At 52.9% G+C, this 17,248-nt stretch carries 16 protein-coding genes and 3 tRNA genes; 18 read left to right on the forward strand and 1 reads right to left on the reverse strand.

Annotation, left to right across the window (positions count from 1 at the left end; translation table 11 throughout):
- Positions 1-37 precede the first annotated feature (37 nt).
- The 3 genes from pyrB to DQM57_RS08560 all read left to right on the forward strand — a co-directional run bounded on the left by pyrB (position 38) and on the right by DQM57_RS08560 (position 2,153).
- Complete coding sequence (gene pyrB, locus DQM57_RS08550; protein ID WP_111727526.1) at positions 38-958, forward strand: aspartate carbamoyltransferase; 921 nt, start codon at positions 38-40, stop codon at positions 956-958.
- A gap of 9 nt (positions 959-967) precedes the next feature.
- Positions 968-1,426 carry an aspartate carbamoyltransferase regulatory subunit gene (gene pyrI / locus DQM57_RS08555; RefSeq protein WP_111727527.1) on the forward strand — a complete coding sequence of 153 codons (459 nt, stop codon included), beginning with the start codon at positions 968-970 and terminating at the stop codon, positions 1,424-1,426.
- 67 nt (positions 1,427-1,493) lie between these two features.
- Positions 1,494-2,153, forward strand: a complete 660-nt coding sequence (locus DQM57_RS08560) for a DUF8453 domain-containing protein (protein WP_167395571.1) — start codon at positions 1,494-1,496, stop codon at positions 2,151-2,153.
- Between the two features lie 62 nt (positions 2,154-2,215).
- On the opposite strand, the gene DQM57_RS08565 is transcribed toward DQM57_RS08560, so the two are convergent.
- Positions 2,216-3,445: a LysM peptidoglycan-binding domain-containing protein gene (locus tag DQM57_RS08565; RefSeq protein WP_111727528.1), complete on the reverse strand. Its 1,230-nt coding sequence runs from the start codon at positions 3,443-3,445 to the stop codon at positions 2,216-2,218.
- A 182-nt stretch (positions 3,446-3,627) separates the two neighbouring features.
- Here DQM57_RS08565 and def point away from each other — a divergent pair, with 182 nt between their 5' ends.
- From def to tuf, 15 genes are all read left to right on the forward strand, one after another.
- A complete protein-coding gene (def, locus tag DQM57_RS08570; RefSeq protein ID WP_003677952.1) occupies positions 3,628-4,131 on the forward strand; it encodes a peptide deformylase in 504 nt (167 codons plus the stop codon).
- A gap of 87 nt (positions 4,132-4,218) precedes the next feature.
- A complete protein-coding gene (fmt, locus tag DQM57_RS08575; RefSeq protein WP_111727529.1) occupies positions 4,219-5,145 on the forward strand; it encodes a methionyl-tRNA formyltransferase in 927 nt (308 codons plus the stop codon).
- Between the two features lie 79 nt (positions 5,146-5,224).
- Complete coding sequence (gene rsmB, locus DQM57_RS08580) at positions 5,225-6,484, forward strand: 16S rRNA (cytosine(967)-C(5))-methyltransferase RsmB (protein ID WP_111727530.1); 1,260 nt, start codon at positions 5,225-5,227, stop codon at positions 6,482-6,484.
- The gene (locus DQM57_RS08585) at positions 6,450-7,046 is read left to right on the forward strand and encodes a DUF4390 domain-containing protein (RefSeq protein WP_003677947.1); all 597 of its coding nucleotides are present in this window, start codon (positions 6,450-6,452) and stop codon (positions 7,044-7,046) included. Before rsmB ends, DQM57_RS08585 begins: the two co-directional genes overlap by 35 nt.
- Positions 7,046-9,151 (forward strand): sensor histidine kinase, encoded by a 2,106-nt coding sequence (locus DQM57_RS08590; protein ID WP_111727531.1) that lies wholly within the window; start codon positions 7,046-7,048, stop codon positions 9,149-9,151. Before DQM57_RS08585 ends, DQM57_RS08590 begins: the two co-directional genes overlap by 1 nt.
- Before the next feature lie 4 nt (positions 9,152-9,155).
- Positions 9,156-10,433, forward strand: a complete 1,278-nt coding sequence (locus DQM57_RS08595; protein ID WP_111727532.1) for a sigma-54-dependent transcriptional regulator — start codon at positions 9,156-9,158, stop codon at positions 10,431-10,433.
- A 91-nt stretch (positions 10,434-10,524) separates the two neighbouring features.
- Entirely contained in the window at positions 10,525-11,718 is a 1,194-nt protein-coding gene (gene dprA, locus DQM57_RS08600; protein ID WP_111727533.1) for a DNA-processing protein DprA, read from the forward strand.
- Between the two features lie 22 nt (positions 11,719-11,740).
- On the forward strand, positions 11,741-12,202 hold the full coding sequence (locus tag DQM57_RS08605) for a Smg family protein (protein WP_108044376.1): 462 nt from the start codon (positions 11,741-11,743) through the stop codon (positions 12,200-12,202).
- A gap of 79 nt (positions 12,203-12,281) precedes the next feature.
- On the forward strand, positions 12,282-14,588 hold the full coding sequence (gene topA, locus DQM57_RS08610; protein ID WP_111727534.1) for a type I DNA topoisomerase: 2,307 nt from the start codon (positions 12,282-12,284) through the stop codon (positions 14,586-14,588).
- Positions 14,589-14,696: 108 nt separating this feature from the next.
- On the forward strand, positions 14,697-15,266 hold the full coding sequence (gene rsmD / locus DQM57_RS08615) for a 16S rRNA (guanine(966)-N(2))-methyltransferase RsmD (protein ID WP_107996484.1): 570 nt from the start codon (positions 14,697-14,699) through the stop codon (positions 15,264-15,266).
- A gap of 121 nt (positions 15,267-15,387) precedes the next feature.
- A complete protein-coding gene (locus tag DQM57_RS08620) occupies positions 15,388-15,639 on the forward strand; it encodes a YfhL family 4Fe-4S dicluster ferredoxin (RefSeq protein ID WP_003677924.1) in 252 nt (83 codons plus the stop codon).
- Between the two features lie 101 nt (positions 15,640-15,740).
- Positions 15,741-15,824, forward strand: a tRNA-Tyr gene (locus DQM57_RS08625).
- 30 nt (positions 15,825-15,854) lie between these two features.
- Positions 15,855-15,928, forward strand: a tRNA-Gly gene (locus DQM57_RS08630).
- Between the two features lie 9 nt (positions 15,929-15,937).
- Positions 15,938-16,012, forward strand: a tRNA-Thr gene (locus DQM57_RS08635).
- Positions 16,013-16,060: 48 nt separating this feature from the next.
- Positions 16,061-17,245 carry an elongation factor Tu gene (gene tuf / locus DQM57_RS08640; protein WP_002215366.1) on the forward strand — a complete coding sequence of 395 codons (1,185 nt, stop codon included), beginning with the start codon at positions 16,061-16,063 and terminating at the stop codon, positions 17,243-17,245.
- Positions 17,246-17,248 lie beyond the last annotated feature (3 nt).

Raw genomic sequence — 17,248 nt, forward strand, 5'->3', positions numbered from 1 at the left:
CCTGCTTGGCGCGGGTCTTTTACGGAGGAGGGGTGAAATGCCTAATCCGCTATATAAACAGCATGTTATTTCTATTTCTGATTTGACGCGGGAACAGCTCGAGCTGCTGCTTCAGACGGCATTGAAACTGAAGTCGGAGCCGCACGGCAACCTGTTGGAAGGGAAACTTATCGGTTCGTGCTTCTTTGAACCGTCCACGCGTACGCGCCTGTCGTTTGAAACGGCGGTACAGCGGCTGGGCGGCAAAGTTATCGGTTTCTCGGACGGCGCGAATACCAGTGCAAAAAAAGGCGAGACGCTTGCCGATACCGCCCGCATCATTTCCGGATATACTGATGCCATCATCCAGCGCCATCCCAAAGACGGCGCAGCGCGTGTGGCGGCGGAGTTTTCGCGCGTCCCCGTTATCAACGCCGGCGACGGCACGAACCAGCACCCCAGTCAGACGCTGCTCGACCTGGTTACCATTTATGAAACGCAGGGACGTTTGGACAACCTCAAAATTGCCATGGCGGGCGACTTGAAATACGGACGTACCGTGCATTCGCTTTGTCAGGCGTTGAAACGCTGGAATTGTGAATTTGCCTTTGTTTCGCCGCCCAGCCTGGCCATGCCTGACTATATTACCGAAGAGTTGGACGAAGCCGGCTGCCGATACCGTATCCTCGGCAGTTTGGAAGAAGCGGCGGAATGGGCGGATATCCTGTATATGACCCGTGTTCAGCGCGAACGTTTCGACGAACAGGAATTTGCCAAAATCCAAGGAAAATTTAACCTCGAAGCGTCTATGCTCGCCCGCGCCAAACCGAACCTGCGCGTGCTGCACCCTTTGCCGCGTGTGGACGAAATCCATCCCGATGTCGATGCTACGCCGCATGCCTATTATTTCGAGCAGGCAACCAACGGCGTTTATGCGCGTATGGCGATATTGTCGCTGGTGTTGAACGAAGAAGTGTGAGGAACAGATATGGAAACCCCGAAACTCAGTGTCGAAGCCATTGAAAAAGGTACGGTGATCGACCATATTCCCGCCGGCAAGGGGCTGACCATCCTGCGCCAGTTCAAACTTTTGCACTACGGCAGTGCGGTAACCGTAGGCTTTAACCTGCCCAGCAAAACCCAGGGCAGCAAGGACATCATCAAAATCAACGGAGTATGGTTGGACGACAGTGCCGCCGACCGCCTTGCCCTGTTTGCACCCGAAGCAGTGGTCAATACTATCGAAAATTTCAAGGTCGTGCAGAAACGGCATTTGAACCTGCCCGATGAAATTGCCGAAGTGTTCCGCTGTCCGAACACCAATTGCGCCAGCCACGGCGAGCCGGTCAAAAGCCGGTTTTATGTTAAAAATCAAAACGGGCAGACGAGGCTGAAATGCCATTACTGCGAAAAAACCTACAGCAGGGATTCGGTGGCGGAAGCCTGACGGATTCCCGCAGCCCAGCTGCGGAATTTTGCCTGCCGCCGTTTTACCAACTTGAAATGGAATAATGATGCACGCTTCTATCCAAAGCCGCTTTGCACCGATATTGTATGTCTTGATTTTCTTTGCCGGTTTTTTAACCGCGCAGGTTTGGTTTAACCAAAAAGCCTATACCGGAGAGCTGTTCAGTCTGGTGGCCGTCCTCTCCGCCGTCGCGCTGGTATGGCTGGTGTGGGCCGTCGTCTCTGTCCGTTCGAAGGTTGCGGGGGAGAAGTTTTACCGTGAGAAAATGATACAGAACGAAAGCATCCATCCGGTTCTCCATGCTTCCTTGCAGCATTTGGAACATAAACCGCAGATGCTTGCCCTGCTGGTCAGGAACCACGGCAAAGGTATGGCGGAACAGGTCAGGTTCAAGGCGGAAGTGCTGCCTGACGATGAAGACGCGCGTGTGATTGCGGCCGAGTTGGCAAAAATGGACATGTTCACATTGGGCACGGATGCGGTTGCTTCGGGTGAAACCTACGGACGCGTGTTCGCCGATATTTTCGCATTGTCTGAAGCTTTGGAGGGGCGTGCGTTCAAAGGGGTGCTGAAACTGACTGCGGAATATAAAAATATCTTCGGCGACTCCTGCCGTTCGGAAACGGCGTTGGATTTGGAAGGGCTCAATCAGGCGTTGCAGGAGATTTCAAAAACATCGGAAAAGCCTAAGCGGATATTTTATTGAAGATGGAAAAATGCCGTCTGAAACGAAAGGTGTTTCAGACGGCATTTTTGTCGGATGATTAATTATTCGGAGCGGTCGAAGCCAAACTTCACGCGGCTGCGGTCCGAATCCGGCATATTTTCCAAATCGCGTCCCGGATTGGCGGCGGTATCGCCTACGGAAATATCGGAGATGTTTTCCAGAATGATGGCGGACGACAGGTGTTCGGAGGTGCGGTAAACCATTGCCAGGCTCACTTCTTCCGCAGGAGTGGAAATCAGCTCGACCGTGTCTTTACTCTTGGGTGCTTGTGCCAAGTTGTTGGAGAGGTTGACTTTCATAACCTTATTGCGTTTGTAGAGGCTCAGTACCGTGCCTTTGTCCAATCCGTCCGCCTCGCCTTTGTCTATCGTAATGGTTTGGAACTGGCCGGCAACCCCCGTGCCTTCAAATACGGAAACGATTTTTGCTTGAACCGGACGGGACGGCTCATGCGGTATCATGTCGAATTGGTCGGTGTTTTCCGGCATTTTCAACAGATAGTCTCCCTGCTGTATTTCAGAGATGGCGGTTTCTACCACCAGCGGCTGTATCGAATGGGTACGCAGCGGGGTAATCAAAGGGTGGGCGCGGGTGTAGTATTCGTTGTCTTTCAACTGTTCCGCCGCCTGTTCGGAGCGTTGTTCGAGGGCGGCATCGGTATAGGGCAGGGAGCGTACGATGCCGCTGAATGCGACTTCTTGTCCGAGGAATTTACCCGTATCCGGATCGGTGATATTTTTATTGATACGGTAGGTCAGATAGCGGCCCGGTTCTTGCAACCCTTTAGTGTAAACACGATCTCCTTTGGTATACAGCATCCTGCTGTCGGGTCCGGCCACCAGTCGGGGCGCGGCGACTGTCTCTTTGTGGGAAATGATTTGCGGATGCTGCATGAAGACGCGGTAGAAGTTGACATCGATAGCGGGAATACCGTATCCGGACACTTCTTTATTCGGACTCATTTTGACAACCGGGATGTTGTCTGTTTGTTCCAGGCTGAGGCGCGGTTCGCCGTTAACGTAGCGCAACACCAAAACCTGACCCGGATAAATCAGGTTGGGATTGTGGATTTGGCTGCGGTTCGCACCCCACAGGCGGCTCCATTGCCACGGGCTGTACAGGTATTTGCCGGAGATGCCCCACAGGGTGTCGCCCTGTTTGACCGTGTACCGTTGCGGCGCATTCGGACGCACCTTCAGATTTGCCGCCAAAGTTTGTGTCGAGAATACCATGCCTGCCATGCAGAGCAGGGTTATAATACGATGTTGCATAACCGTTCCCCTTATAACTGAATTTCGGTTTGTTTGTTTGATTGGGTTGGAAAGAGTGGCGGAGGTCTTTGTGGGACGTGCCGCATTACAATAAATTATTTGTATTTTAACATTGAATTAACCATACCATCACGGTAATTGTGAAAAACAGGCAGCGTATCTGCCGACGGAAAGAGAAAATTATGGCTTTACTGAATATCCTCCAATATCCCGACGAGCGTCTGCACACGGTGGCAAAGCCTGTCGAACAAGTTGACGAGCGCATCCAAAAGCTGGTTGCCGATATGTTTGAAACCATGTACGAGGCGCGCGGTATCGGGCTGGCGGCGACGCAGGTCGATGTGCACGAGCGCATCGTCGTGATGGATTTGACCGAAGACCGCAGCGAGCCGCGCGTGTTCATCAACCCCGTCATTGTTGAGAAAGACGGTGAAACCACTTACGAAGAAGGCTGCCTGTCGGTGCCGGGTATTTACGACACCGTTACCCGCGCCGAAAGCGTCAAGGTTGAGGCTCTGAACGAAAAAGGCGAGAAATTCACGCTGGAGGCAGACGGATTATTGGCGATTTGCGTACAGCACGAGTTGGACCACCTGATGGGTATCGTATTTGTCGAACACCTTTCCCAGCTTAAGCAGGGTCGGATTAAGACCAAACTGAAAAAACGTCAGAAACATACGATTTGACCTGTTTTGCCATGCCGTCTGAACGCTGCGGCGTTTTCATACGGCACGGCATTATCCGACAACCTTACGCATACGCAGGAATATGCCATGAAAGTCATCTTTGCCGGCACGCCCGATTTTGCGGCTGCCGCCTTAAAAGCCATTGCCGCCGCCGGTTTTGAAGTCCCGCTGGTGTTGACCCAGCCCGACCGTCCCAAAGGGCGAGGGATGCAGCTTGCTCCGTCTCCCGTGAAGCAGGCTGCATTAGAATTGGGTTTGCGCGTGGCACAGCCCGAAAAACTGCGCAACAACGCCGAAGCCCTGCAAATGCTCAAAGAGATCGAGGCAGACGTAATGGTGGTGGCCGCGTATGGCTTGATTTTGCCGCAGGAAGTGTTGGATACACCCAAACACGGCTGCCTCAATATCCACGCTTCGCTGTTGCCCCGTTGGCGCGGCGCGGCGCCGATTCAACGAGCGATTGAAGCCGGCGATGCCGAGACGGGTGTGTGCATCATGCAGATGGACATCGGCTTGGACACCGGCGATGTGGTCAGCGAACACCGCTACGCCATTCAACCGACCGATACCGCCAACGAAGTGCATGACGCGCTGATGGGTTTGGGTGCCGAAGCGATTGTTGCCGACTTGCTGCATCTGCAGGCGGAAGGCCGTTTGAATACGGTTAAACAGCCCGAAGAAGGTGTTACCTACGCCCAGAAATTGAGCAAAGAAGAAGCCCATATCGATTGGAATGAAAGCGCTGCTGTGATTGAGCGCAAAATCTGCGCCTTCAACCCCGTACCTGCCGCATGGGTGGAGTATCAAGGCAAACCGATGAAAATCTGGCGTGCCGAAGTCGTGGTCAAACAGGGTAAGGCTGGCGAAGTATTGTCCTGCACTTCAGACGGCCTGCTGGTGGCCTGCGGTGAAAATGCGCTGAATATCACCGAATTGCAGCCTGCCGGCAGCAGACGTATGAATATTGCGGCGTTTGCTGCGGGACGGTCTATTGAAGCAGGGACAAAGCTGTAAATTCCTTCAGACGGCATCTTGAACCGCAAACGGGAATACCGTCCGGAAACCATCAGTTGAAGAAAGCGAATCACATAATATGAGTATGGCACTTGCCCAAAAACTGGCCGCCGACAGCATTGCCGCAGTTGCCGAAGGACGTAACCTTCAGGACGTGTTGGCGCAAATCCGCACCGCGCACCCCAACCTTACGGCACAGGAAAGCGGCGCATTGCAGGACATCGCCTACGGTTGCCAGCGTTATCTGGGCAGTTTGAAACATATGCTCGCGCAGATGCTGAAAAAACCGATTGACAATCCGCAGCTCGAAAGCCTGCTTTTGGCGGCGTTGTACCAGCTGCATTGCACGCGCAACGCGCCCCATGCCGTGGTCAATGAGGCGGTGGAAAGCATCGCGAAAATCGGGCACGGGCAGTACCGTTCGTTTGCCAACGCGATTTTGCGCCGCTTTTTGCGCGAACGCGACAAGCTTGCGGCTTCCTGCAAAAAAGATGATGTGGCGAAACACAACCTGCCGCTGTGGTGGGTGGCTTACTTGAAAAACCATTATCCGAAACACTGGCACAACATCACCGCCGCGCTGCAATCCCATCCGCCGATGACTTTGCGCGTCAACCGCCGACACGGCAATGCCGAAAGCTATTTGGAAAAACTGGCTGCGGAAGGTATCGCGGCTAAGGACTTGGACGAATATGCGGTTACGTTGGAAGAGGCAGTGCCGGTGAACCGCCTGCCCGGTTTTTCAGACGGCATTGTTTCGGTACAGGACTTCGGCGCGCAGCAGGCGGCGTATCTTCTTAACCCGAAAGACGGCGAACGGATTTTGGATGCCTGCGCCGCGCCGGGTGGCAAGACGGGGCACATTTTGGAATTGGCGGATTGCCGTGTTACCGCCTTGGATATTGATGCAGGCCGTCTGAAACGGGTGGAAGACAATATCGCGCGCCTGGGCTTTCAGACGGCATCGACGGCGTGTGCCGATGCACAGGACCTGCCGGCATGGTATGATGGGAAACCGTTTGACGCCGTCCTTGCCGACGTGCCGTGTACCGCCTCGGGCGTGGCGCGGCGCAATCCCGACGTCAAATGGCTGCGCCGACCGACCGACGGCATGAAAACCGCCCGTCAGCAGGAAGCCCTGCTGGACGCATTGTGGCAGGTGCTGAAAAGCGGGGGAAGGATGTTGATCGCCACCTGTTCCGTGTTCGTCGAGGAAAACGACGGACAATTGCAAAAATTCCTCAACCGCCATGCCGATGCAGAACTGATCGAATCGCGGGTACTCTTACCGAACAAACACCAAGATGGCTTTTATTACGCGCTTATTCAAAAGCAGTAAATGGCTGATTGTGCCGCTGATGCTCCCCGCCTTTCAGAATGTGGCGGCGGAGGGGATAGATGTGAGCCGTGCCGAAGCGAGGATAACCGACGGCGGGCAGCTCTCAGTCAGCAGCCGTTTCCAAACCGAGCTGCCAGACCAGCTCAAACAGGCGTTGCGCCGGGGCGTGCCGCTTAATTTCACCTTGGGCTGGCAGCTTTCCGCGCCTACTGTTGCCTCATACCGGTTTAAATTCGACCAATTAATCGGCGACGACAGCAATATCTATTACAAACTGACCTTCCATCCGTTGACCAACCGTTACCGTGTTACCGTCGGTGCATTTTCTACCGACTACGATACCTTGGATGCGGCATTGCGCGCCATCGGTGCGGTTGCCAACTGGAAAGTCCTGCATAAAGGCACGCTTTCCGGTACGGAGGCAAGGGAAACCAAGGCCGAAATCCGTCTGCTGTTGTCTACTTCAAAACTGCCGAAACCTTTCCAAATCAATGCATTGACTTCTAAAAACTGGCATTTGGATTCGGGTTGGAAACCTTTAAACATTATCGGGAACAAATAATGCGCCGTTTTCTACTGATAGCAGCCATATGCGCCGTCGTCCTGTTGTACGGACTGACGACGGCAACCGGCAGCACCAGTTCGCTGGCGGATTATTTCTGGTGGATTGTCTCGTTCAGCGCAATGCTGCTGCTGGTGTTGTCCGCCGTTTTGGCACGTTATGTCATATTGCTGTTGAAAGACAGGCGCAACGGCGTATTCGGTTCGCAGATTGCCAAACGCCTTTCCGGAATGTTCACGATGGTTGCCGTATTGCCCGGCGTGTTCCTATTCGGCATTTCCGCACAGTTTATCAACGGGACGATTAATTCATGGTTCGGTAACGACACTTACGAGGCGCTTGAACGCAGCCTCAATTTGAGCAAGTCCGCATTGAATCTGGCGGCAGACAATGCCCTCAGCAATGCCGTCCCCGTCCAGATAGACCTCATCAGCACTGCCTCCCTATCCGGCAATATGGGTAGGGTGCTGGAACATTATGCCGGCGGGTTTACGCAGTTGTCCCTTTACAATGCGGCAAGCGGTAAAATCGAAAAAAGCATCAATCCGCATAAGCTTGACCAGCCGTTTCCGGATAAGGAACATTGGGAGAAAATCCAACAGGCCGGTTCGGTCAGGAGCTTGGAAAGTATAGGTGGCGTATTGTACGCGCAGGGCTGGCTGCTGGCGGGTACATACAACGGACGAGATTATGCGCTGTTTTTCCGTCAGCCCATTCCCAAAGGCGTGGCAGAGGATGCCGTCTTAATCGAAAAGGCAAGGGCAAAATATGCTGAGTTGAGTTACAGCAAAAAGGGTTTGCAGACCTTCTTTCTGGCGACGCTGCTTGCCGCCTCGCTGCTGTCGATTTTCCTTGCCTTGGTGATGGCACTGTATTTTGCCCGTCGTTTCGTCGAGCCCATCTTGTCGCTTGCCGAAGGGGCGAAGGCGGTCGCACAGGGCGATTTCAGCCAGATGCGCCCTGTACTGCGCAACGATGAGTTCGGGCGTTTGAGCAAGTTGTTCAACCATATGACCGAGCAGCTTTCCATTGCCAAGAAAGCGGACGAGCGCAACAGGAAGCGCGAAGAAGCCGCCAGGCATTATCTCGAATGTGTGTTGGAGAGCCTGACCACGGGTGTGGTGGTATTTGACGAAACAGGCCGTCTGAAAACCTTCAACAAAGCTGCGGAACATATCTTGGGTATGTCGCTCGTGCCGCTGTGGGGCAGCAACCGGCACGGTTGGCACGGCGTTTCGGTGCAGCATACCCTGCTTGCCGAAGTGTTTGATGCCATCGATGCGACAGCGGGTACGGACAAACCGGTTCAGGTGGAATATGCCGCTCCGGACGATGCCAAAATCCTGCTGGGTAAGGCAACGGTCCTGCCTGAAGACAACGACAACGGTGTGGTCATGGTCATAGACGACATCACCGTATTGATACACGCGCAAAAAGAAGCGGCGTGGGGCGAAGTGGCCAAACGGCTGGCACACGAAATTCGCAATCCGCTCACGCCCATCCAGCTTTCTGCCGAACGTCTGGCGTGGAAATTGGACGGGAAACTGGATGAGCAGGATGCGCAAATTCTGGCACGTTCGACCGAAACCATCGTCAAACAGGTGGCGGCATTGAAGGAAATGGTCGAAGCATTCCGCAATTATGCGCGTTCCCCTTCGCTCAAATTGGAAAAACAGGATTTGAACGTATTGGTCGGCGATGTTTTGGCGTTGTATGAAGCCGGTCCGTGCCGGTTTGCGGCGGAGCTTGCTGAAGAACCGCTGATGGTGGCGGCTGATACGACCGCCATGCGGCAGGTGCTGCACAATATTTTCAAAAATGCCGCCGAAGCGGCAGAGGAAGCCGATATGCCCGAAGTCAGGGTAAAATCGGAGGCGGGGAGGGACGGACAGATTGTCCTGACGGTTTGCGACAACGGCAAGGGATTCGGCAAGGAAATGCTGCACAATGCTTTTGAGCCGTATGTGACGGATAAGCCGACGGGAACGGGACTGGGTCTGCCCGTAGTGAAAAAAATCATTGAAGAACACGGCGGCCGCATCAGTTTGAGCAATCAGGATGCGGGTGGCGCGTGTGTCAGAATAATCTTGCCAAAAACGGTATAAATTTATGCGTAGCAGCGATATTTTAATTGTAGATGACGAAATCGGCATCCGTGACCTGCTGTCGGAAATCCTGCAGGACGAAGGTTATTCGGTCGCATTGGCTGAAAATGCCGAAGAGGCGCGCAAGCTGCGCCATCAGGTACGCCCGGCGATGGTGCTGCTGGATATTTGGATGCCGGATTGCGACGGTATTACCCTTTTGAAGGAATGGTCGAAAAACGGGCAGCTTAATATGCCGGTCGTCATGATGAGCGGGCATGCCAGCATCGACACAGCAGTGGAAGCCACTAAAATCGGTGCGCTCGACTTTTTGGAAAAACCGATTTCCCTGCAAAAGCTGCTGTCCACGGTCGAAAACGCGTTGAAGTACGGTGCGGCGCAAACCGAAACGGGGCCTGTATTCGACAAGCTGGGCAACAGTGCGGCGATTCAGGAAATGAACCGTGAGGTAGGGGCGGCGGTGAAACGTGCCTCTCCTGTACTTTTGACGGGCGAGGTGGGTTCGCCGTTTGAAACGGTGGCACGCTATTTCCATAAAAACGGTACGCCGTGGGTGAGTCCGGCAAGGGTCGAATATCTGATTGATATGCCGACGGAACTGTTGCAGAAAGCTGAAGGCGGTGTTTTATATGTGGGCGATATTGCCCAGTACAGCCGCAACATCCAAGCCGGCATTGCCTTTATTGTCGGCAAGGCGGAACACAGCCGCGTCAGGGTGATTGCTTCGTGCAGTCACGCGGCAGGTTCAGACGGCATTTCATGTGAAGAAAAATCGGCCGGGCTTTTTTCGGAATCGGTCGTCCGTATTCCGCCCCTGCGTATGCAGCATGAAGACATTCCCTTCCTGATACAGGGGATTGCCTGCAATGTGGCGGAAAGCCAAAAGATTGCGCCCGCCTCATTCAGTGAAGATGCGCTTGCCGCATTGACCCGTTATGAATGGCCAGGAAATTTCGACCAGTTGAGCAGTGTCGTTGCAACGCTGTTGTTGGAGGCGGACGGGCAGGAAATCGGTGCGGTGGCGGTTTCTTCCCTTTTAGGTCAGGGCGTGCATGAGGACGGCACGGAAAATATGGTGGGCGGGTTCAATTTCAACCTGCCGCTGCGCGAATTGAGGGAAGAATTGGAGCGGCGTTATTTCGAGTACCACATTGCCCAAGAAGGTCAAAATATGAGCAAAGTGGCGCAGAAGGTCGGGTTGGAGCGTACCCACCTCTACCGCAAGCTCAAGCAGCTCGGCATCGGTATTTCCCGCCGTGCGGGTGAAAAAACCGAAGAATAGGTGCAAACCGCCGGTTTTCAGATTGCAGGGCTTCCGTTTTCAGACGGCATTTGGAGCAAATGCCGTCTGAAATCATAAGGGGACAGATTTCATGACAGAGAACGAACGTTTCGCATGGTTGCAGCTGGCTTTTACGCCCTATATCGGTGCGGAAAGTTTCTTGCTGCTGCTGCACCATTTCGACAGTGCGCAAAATGCCCTGTCCGCACCGGCGGAACAGGTGGCGGCACTGATACGGCACAAACAGGCGCTTGAGGCTTGGCGCGGCGGCGACAAACGTACTGTGGCACGGCAGGCCGCCGAAGCGGCATTGGAATGGGAAATGAGGGACGGATGCCGTCTGATGCTTCTGCGGGATGATGACTTTCCTGAAATGCTGACTCAGGGTATAACCGCGCCGCCGGTTTTGTTTTTGCGCGGCAACGTGCAACTGCTGCACAAACCTTCCGCCGCTATCGTCGGCAGCCGTCATGCCACGCCGCAGGCAATGCGAATTGCCAAAGATTTCGGCAAGTCGTTGGGCGGGCAAAATATCCCCGTTGTGTCAGGTATGGCTTCCGGTATCGATACTGCCGCCCATCAGGGCGCACTGGAGGCAGAAGGCGGCACCATCGCCGTGTGGGGGACAGGTATAGACCGCATTTACCCGCCGTCCAATAAAAACCTTGCCTATGAAATCGCCGAAAAAGGACTGATTGTCAGCGAGTTTCCCATCGGTACGCGGCCGTATGCCGGCAATTTTCCGCGCCGCAACCGCCTGATTGCCGCACTGTCGCAAGTAACGCTGGTGGTTGAAGCCGCATTGGAATCCGGTTCGCTGATTACTGCCAGATTGGCAGCGGAGATGGGGCGCGAAGTGATGGCGGTACCCGGCTCGATAGACAATCCACACAGTAAAGGCTGCCACAAACTGATTAAAGACGGCGCAAAATTGGTGGAATGCCTGGACGACATCCTTCACGAGTGTCCGCGGCTCTTGCAAAATGAGGGTGCTTCATCATATTCTATAAATAAGGGAATACCTGAAAAGTGCATCACTGCCGTTCAGACGGCATCTGACCCGCCGTTTTCGTCTGAAGGCAAAATGCCGTCTGAAAAGACGGAGAACCGACCCGTCGGCGGCGGTATCTTGGACAGGATGGGTTTCGACCCGGTTCATCCCGATGTGCTTGCCGAGCAGTTGGGTATGCCTGCCGCAGACTTATACGCCGAACTGTTGGAATTGGAACTGGACGGCAGCATTGCCGCCATGCCTGGCGGAAGATACCAGCGTATCCGAACCTGAACGCATAATTTAAGGAACATGAATGACCGAAGTCATTGCCTATCTCATCGAACATTTCCAAGATTTCGATACCTGTCCGCCGCCCGAAGATTTGGGTCTGCTGCTCGAAGAAGCGGGTTTCGATACCATGGAAATCGGCAACACCTTGATGATGATGGAAGTACTGCTCAACAGCTCGGAATTTTCAGTCGAACCTGCCGACAGCAGCGCATTACGCGTGTACAGCAAAGACGAAACCGACAATCTGCCGCAGGAAGTGATGGGGCTGATGCAGTATCTGATTGAAGAAAAAGCCGTAAGCTGCGAACAGCGGGAAATCATCATTCACGCGCTCATGCACATTCCGGGCGACGAAATTACCGTAGATACCGCCAAAGTGCTGACCCTACTGCTTTTATGGGCAAACAAGAGCGAGCTGCCCGTGTTGGTCGGCGACGAGCTGATGAGCGCACTCTTGCTCGATAACAAACCTACTATGAACTGAAACAGGTTCAGACGGCATTATCCTGCTAACCTGCCGTCTGAAATACCGGAACCGAGACATTTATTACCAGAGGAAACACATGGCGAAAAACCTATTAATCGTCGAATCCCCATCCAAAGCCAAAACCCTGAAAAAATATTTGGGCGGCGATTTTGAAATCCTCGCGTCCTACGGACATGTCCGCGACCTTGTTCCCAAAAGCGGCGCGGTCAATCCGGATCAGGATTTCGCCATGAAATACGAGCTGATCAAGCGCAACGCCAAACACGTCGATGCCATCGTTGCCGGAGCCAAAGAAGCTGAAAACATCTACCTCGCAACCGACCCGGATAGGGAAGGCGAAGCGATTTCCTGGCACCTTTTGGAAATCCTCAAATCCAAACGCGGCCTGAAAAACATCAAGCCGCAGCGTGTCGTGTTCCACGAAATCACCAAAAACGCCGTCCTCGATGCCGTCGCCAACCCGCGCGAAATCGAAATGGATTTGGTCGATGCGCAACAAGCCCGCCGCGCTTTGGACTATCTGGTCGGTTTCAACCTCTCGCCGTTGTTATGGAAAAAAATCCGCCGCGGTTTGAGCGCAGGCCGTGTGCAAAGCCCTGCTTTGCGCCTGATTTGTGAGCGCGAAAACGAAATCCGCGCGTTTGAAGCGCAGGAATATTGGACGGTACATCTCGACAGCCACAAAGGCCGCAGCAAGTTCACCGCCAAACTTGCCCAATACAACGGCGCGAAACTCGAACAATTCGACCTGCCGAACGAAGCCGCTCAAGCCGATATATTGAAAGAACTTGAAGGCAAAGAGGCCGTCGTTAGCGCCATTGAAAAGAAAAAGCGCAGCCGCAATCCTGCCGCGCCGTTCACCACTTCTACCATGCAGCAGGATGCCGTGCGCAAACTCGGCTTCACCACCGACCGCACCATGCGTACCGCCCAACAGCTTTACGAAGGTATAGATGTAGGGCAGGGCGCCATCGGTCTGATTACCTATATGCGTACCGACAGCGTGAATTTGGCTGATGAAGCATTAACCGAAATCCGCCATTACATCGAAAACAAAATCGGCAAAGAATATCTGCCAAGTTCGGCTAAGCAGTACAAAACCAAATCCAAAAACGCCCAAGAAGCCCACGAAGCGATCCGCCCGACTTCCGTGTACCGTACGCCTGAAAGCGTCAAACCTTTCCTGAGCGCAGACCAGTTCAAACTCTATCAAATGATTTGGCAGCGTACCGTTGCCTGTCAGATGACGCCCGCCAAATTCGACCAAACCACCGTCGATATTACCGTCGGTAAAGGTGTGTTCCGCGTAACCGGACAAGTGCAAACCTTCGCAGGCTTTTTAAGCGTGTATGAAGAAAGCAGCGACGACGAAGAGAGCGAAGACGGCAAAAAACTGCCTGAAATGAGCGAAGGCGACAAATTGCCCGTGGACAAACTCTACGGCGAACAACACTTTACCACTCCGCCGCCACGCTATAACGAAGCCACACTGGTTAAAGCCCTCGAAGAATACGGCATTGGCCGCCCCTCGACCTACGCCAGCATTATTTCCACGCTCAAAGACCGCGAATACGTTACCCTTGAGCAAAAACGCTTCATGCCCACCGACACAGGCGACATCGTCAATAAATTCCTGACCGAACACTTCGCCCAATATGTTGATTACCACTTCACCGCCAAACTCGAAGACCAGCTTGACGAAATTGCCAACGGCAAACGTCAATGGATTCCCGTGATGGATAAATTCTGGAAGCCGTTTATCAAGCAAGTGGAAGAAAAAGAGGGTATCGAACGCGCCAAATTTACCACGCAGGAACTTGACGAAACCTGCCCGAAATGCGGCGAACACAAACTGCAAATCAAGTTCGGCAAAATGGGTCGTTTCGTCGCGTGTGCTGGTTATCCCGAGTGTAGCTACACCCGCAACGTGAACGAAACTGCCGAAGAAGCCGCCGAGCGCATCGCCAAAGCCGAAGCTGAACAGGTGGAACTTGACGGGCGCGAGTGCCCCAAATGCGGCGGACGGCTGGTGTACAAATACAGCCGCACCGGCAGCAAATTCATCGGCTGCGCCAACTACCCCAAATGCAAACACGTCGAGCCGTTGGAAAAACCTAAAGACACCGGCGTCCAATGCCCGCAATGCAAAAAAGGCAACCTCGTCGAGCGCAAATCCCGCTACGGCAAACTGTTTTACAGTTGCAGCACCTATCCCGACTGCAACTACGCCACCTGGAACCCTCCCGTCGCCGAAGAATGCCCGAACTGCCATTGGCCGGTTTTAACCATCAAAACCACCAAACGCTGGGGTGTGGAAAAAGTCTGTCCGCAAAAAGAATGTGGCTGGAAAGAACAGATTGAACCGCCTGCACCGAAAGAGTGAAGCGGTTGGGATTGATATGAAAGAAAATGCCGTCTGAAAAAAGTTTTCAGACGGCATTTTCTTTGACAGGTCTTGTATAATACCGTTTGAACTTACAGGTTTTTGATTATGGCGGCAGGCAAACATACCAAACACAGCAACCAGGTACGCATTATCGGCGGGCAATGTCGGGGCAGGAAATTGAGTTTTGCATCCGCCGACGGTCTGCGCCCGACGCCTGACAGCGTGCGTGAAAAACTGTTTAACTGGCTAGGTCAGGATTTGACGGGTAAAACGGTTTTGGATCTCTTCGGAGGCAGCGGCGCGCTCGGTATGGAGGCGGCATCGCGTAATGCAAAACGGGTCGTGATTGCAGACAACAACCGTCAAACGGTACAAACCCTTGAGAAAAACAGCCGCGAACTGCGTTTGGGGCAGGTGCAAATCGTTTGTTCGGACGGCATTGCCTATTTGACAAACCTAAAAGAGAAATTCGATGTCGTCTTCCTTGATCCGCCGTTTGCGTGGCAAAGTTGGGAAAGCCTTTTCAATGCATTGGGCGCACGCCTGAATGACGGTGCATACGTCTATATCGAGGCAGGCAGGCAGCCGGACAAGCCTGCTTGGCTGACGGGATATAGAGAGGGGAAATCAGGGCAGAGTACATTCGAATTAAGGGTTTTCCAAGTGGCTGAATAATATGTGCTTGATTATCATTTTTGGTTTGTAAACATTCGTTTGCGTCAGCATGGTTTAAAAAAGCTTTGTGCTATAATCCGCGCCCGAACGGTTTTGATAATTTAGTGGAAAAGGAAAAGAAATGTCGCTCTTTATTACCGATGAGTGCATCAACTGCGACGTGTGCGAACCGGAATGCCCGAATGATGCAATCTCTCAAGGTGAGGAAATTTACGAAATCAACCCCAGCCTCTGTACGCAGTGCGTCGGACACTACGATGAGCCGCAGTGTCAGCAGGTTTGTCCGGTTGATTGCATCTTGATTGACGAAGAACACCCTGAAACCCATGATGAACTGATGGCGAAATACGAGAAGATAATTCAGTTTAAATAAATTAATTACTTTTAAAAACATAATATTATTTTTGTTTTAAGATAAAGTGAAAAAAAAACTTGACGGGGAAACGAGCCGCTAATAAACTAGCGCTCTCTTTTGGAGGGATTCCCGAGCGGTCAAAGGGGGCAGACTGTAAATCTGTTGCGAAAGCTTCGAAGGTTCGAATCCTTCTCCCTCCACCAAAATTCTTACTTGGGGCAGTAGCGAGTAATGCGGGTGTAGCTCAATGGTAGAGCAGAAGCCTTCCAAGCTTACGGTGAGGGTTCGATTCCCTTCACCCGCTCCAAACAATTAAGCCCATGTAGCTCAGGGGTAGAGCACTCCCTTGGTAAGGGAGAGGTCGGCAGTTCAAATCTGCCCATGGGCACCATCTTACTCAATTATTCATTTCTTTAAAGCTTAGATATAGGAAATTGCCATGGCTAAGGAAAAATTTGAACGTAGCAAACCGCACGTAAACGTTGGCACCATCGGTCACGTTGACCATGGTAAAACCACTCTGACTGCTGCTTTGACTACTATTTTGGCTAAAAAATTCGGTGGTGCTGCAAAAGCTTACGACCAAATCGACAACGCTCCCGAAGAAAAAGCCCGCGGTATTACCATTAATACCTCACACGTAGAATACGAAACCGAAACCCGCCACTACGCACACGTAGACTGCCCGGGTCACGCCGACTACGTTAAAAACATGATTACCGGTGCTGCCCAAATGGACGGTGCGATCTTGGTATGTTCCGCAGCTGACGGTCCTATGCCGCAAACTCGCGAACACATCCTGTTGGCCCGCCAAGTAGGTGTACCTTACATCATCGTGTTCATGAACAAATGCGACATGGTTGACGATGCCGAGCTGTTGGAGCTGGTTGAAATGGAAATCCGTGACTTGCTGTCAAGCTACGACTTCCCAGGTGACGATTGCCCGATCGTACAAGGTTCTGCACTGAAAGCCTTGGAAGGCGACGCTGCTTACGAAGAAAAAATCTTCGAATTGGCTGCTGCTCTGGACAGCTACATCCCAACACCTGAGCGTGCTGTGGACAAACCTTTCTTGTTGCCTATCGAAGATGTATTCTCTATCTCTGGCCGTGGTACAGTAGTAACCGGTCGTGTAGAGCGCGGTATCATCCACGTTGGTGACGAGATCGAAATCGTAGGTCTGAAAGAAACCCAAAAAACCACTTGTACCGGCGTTGAAATGTTCCGCAAACTGCTGGACGAAGGTCAAGCTGGTGACAACGTAGGTGTATTGCTGCGTGGTACTAAACGTGAAGACGTAGAGCGTGGTCAAGTATTGGCTAAACCGGGTACTATCACTCCTCACACCAAGTTCAAAGCAGAAGTATACGTACTGAGCAAAGAAGAGGGTGGTCGTCACACTCCGTTCTTCGCTAACTACCGTCCACAATTCTACTTCCGTACTACCGACGTAACCGGCGCGGTTACTTTGGAAGAAGGTGTAGAAATGGTAATGCCGGGTGAGAACGTAACCATTACTGTAGAACTGATTGCGCCTATCGCTATGGAAGAAGGTCTGCGCTTTGCGATTCGCGAAGGTGGCCGTACCGTAGGTGCCGGCGTGGTTTCTTCTGTAATCGCTTAAGTT

Origin of the sequence: Neisseria cinerea (genome assembly GCF_900475315.1) — a bacterium.
In the GTDB taxonomy this organism is placed as follows: domain Bacteria; phylum Pseudomonadota; class Gammaproteobacteria; order Burkholderiales; family Neisseriaceae; genus Neisseria; species Neisseria cinerea.

Coding starts and splice junctions, on each gene's coding strand:
- pyrB (WP_111727526.1), top strand. CDS start 38: ATGCCTAATCCGCTATATAAACAGCATGTTATTTCTATTTCTGATTTG.
- pyrI (WP_111727527.1), top strand. CDS start 968: ATGGAAACCCCGAAACTCAGTGTCGAAGCCATTGAAAAAGGTACGGTG.
- DQM57_RS08560 (WP_167395571.1), top strand. CDS start 1,494: ATGCACGCTTCTATCCAAAGCCGCTTTGCACCGATATTGTATGTCTTG.
- DQM57_RS08565 (WP_111727528.1), bottom strand. CDS start 3,445: ATGCAACATCGTATTATAACCCTGCTCTGCATGGCAGGCATGGTATTC.
- def (WP_003677952.1), top strand. CDS start 3,628: ATGGCTTTACTGAATATCCTCCAATATCCCGACGAGCGTCTGCACACG.
- fmt (WP_111727529.1), top strand. CDS start 4,219: ATGAAAGTCATCTTTGCCGGCACGCCCGATTTTGCGGCTGCCGCCTTA.
- rsmB (WP_111727530.1), top strand. CDS start 5,225: ATGAGTATGGCACTTGCCCAAAAACTGGCCGCCGACAGCATTGCCGCA.
- DQM57_RS08585 (WP_003677947.1), top strand. CDS start 6,450: ATGGCTTTTATTACGCGCTTATTCAAAAGCAGTAAATGGCTGATTGTG.
- DQM57_RS08590 (WP_111727531.1), top strand. CDS start 7,046: ATGCGCCGTTTTCTACTGATAGCAGCCATATGCGCCGTCGTCCTGTTG.
- DQM57_RS08595 (WP_111727532.1), top strand. CDS start 9,156: ATGCGTAGCAGCGATATTTTAATTGTAGATGACGAAATCGGCATCCGT.
- dprA (WP_111727533.1), top strand. CDS start 10,525: ATGACAGAGAACGAACGTTTCGCATGGTTGCAGCTGGCTTTTACGCCC.
- DQM57_RS08605 (WP_108044376.1), top strand. CDS start 11,741: ATGACCGAAGTCATTGCCTATCTCATCGAACATTTCCAAGATTTCGAT.
- topA (WP_111727534.1), top strand. CDS start 12,282: ATGGCGAAAAACCTATTAATCGTCGAATCCCCATCCAAAGCCAAAACC.
- rsmD (WP_107996484.1), top strand. CDS start 14,697: ATGGCGGCAGGCAAACATACCAAACACAGCAACCAGGTACGCATTATC.
- DQM57_RS08620 (WP_003677924.1), top strand. CDS start 15,388: ATGTCGCTCTTTATTACCGATGAGTGCATCAACTGCGACGTGTGCGAA.
- tuf (WP_002215366.1), top strand. CDS start 16,061: ATGGCTAAGGAAAAATTTGAACGTAGCAAACCGCACGTAAACGTTGGC.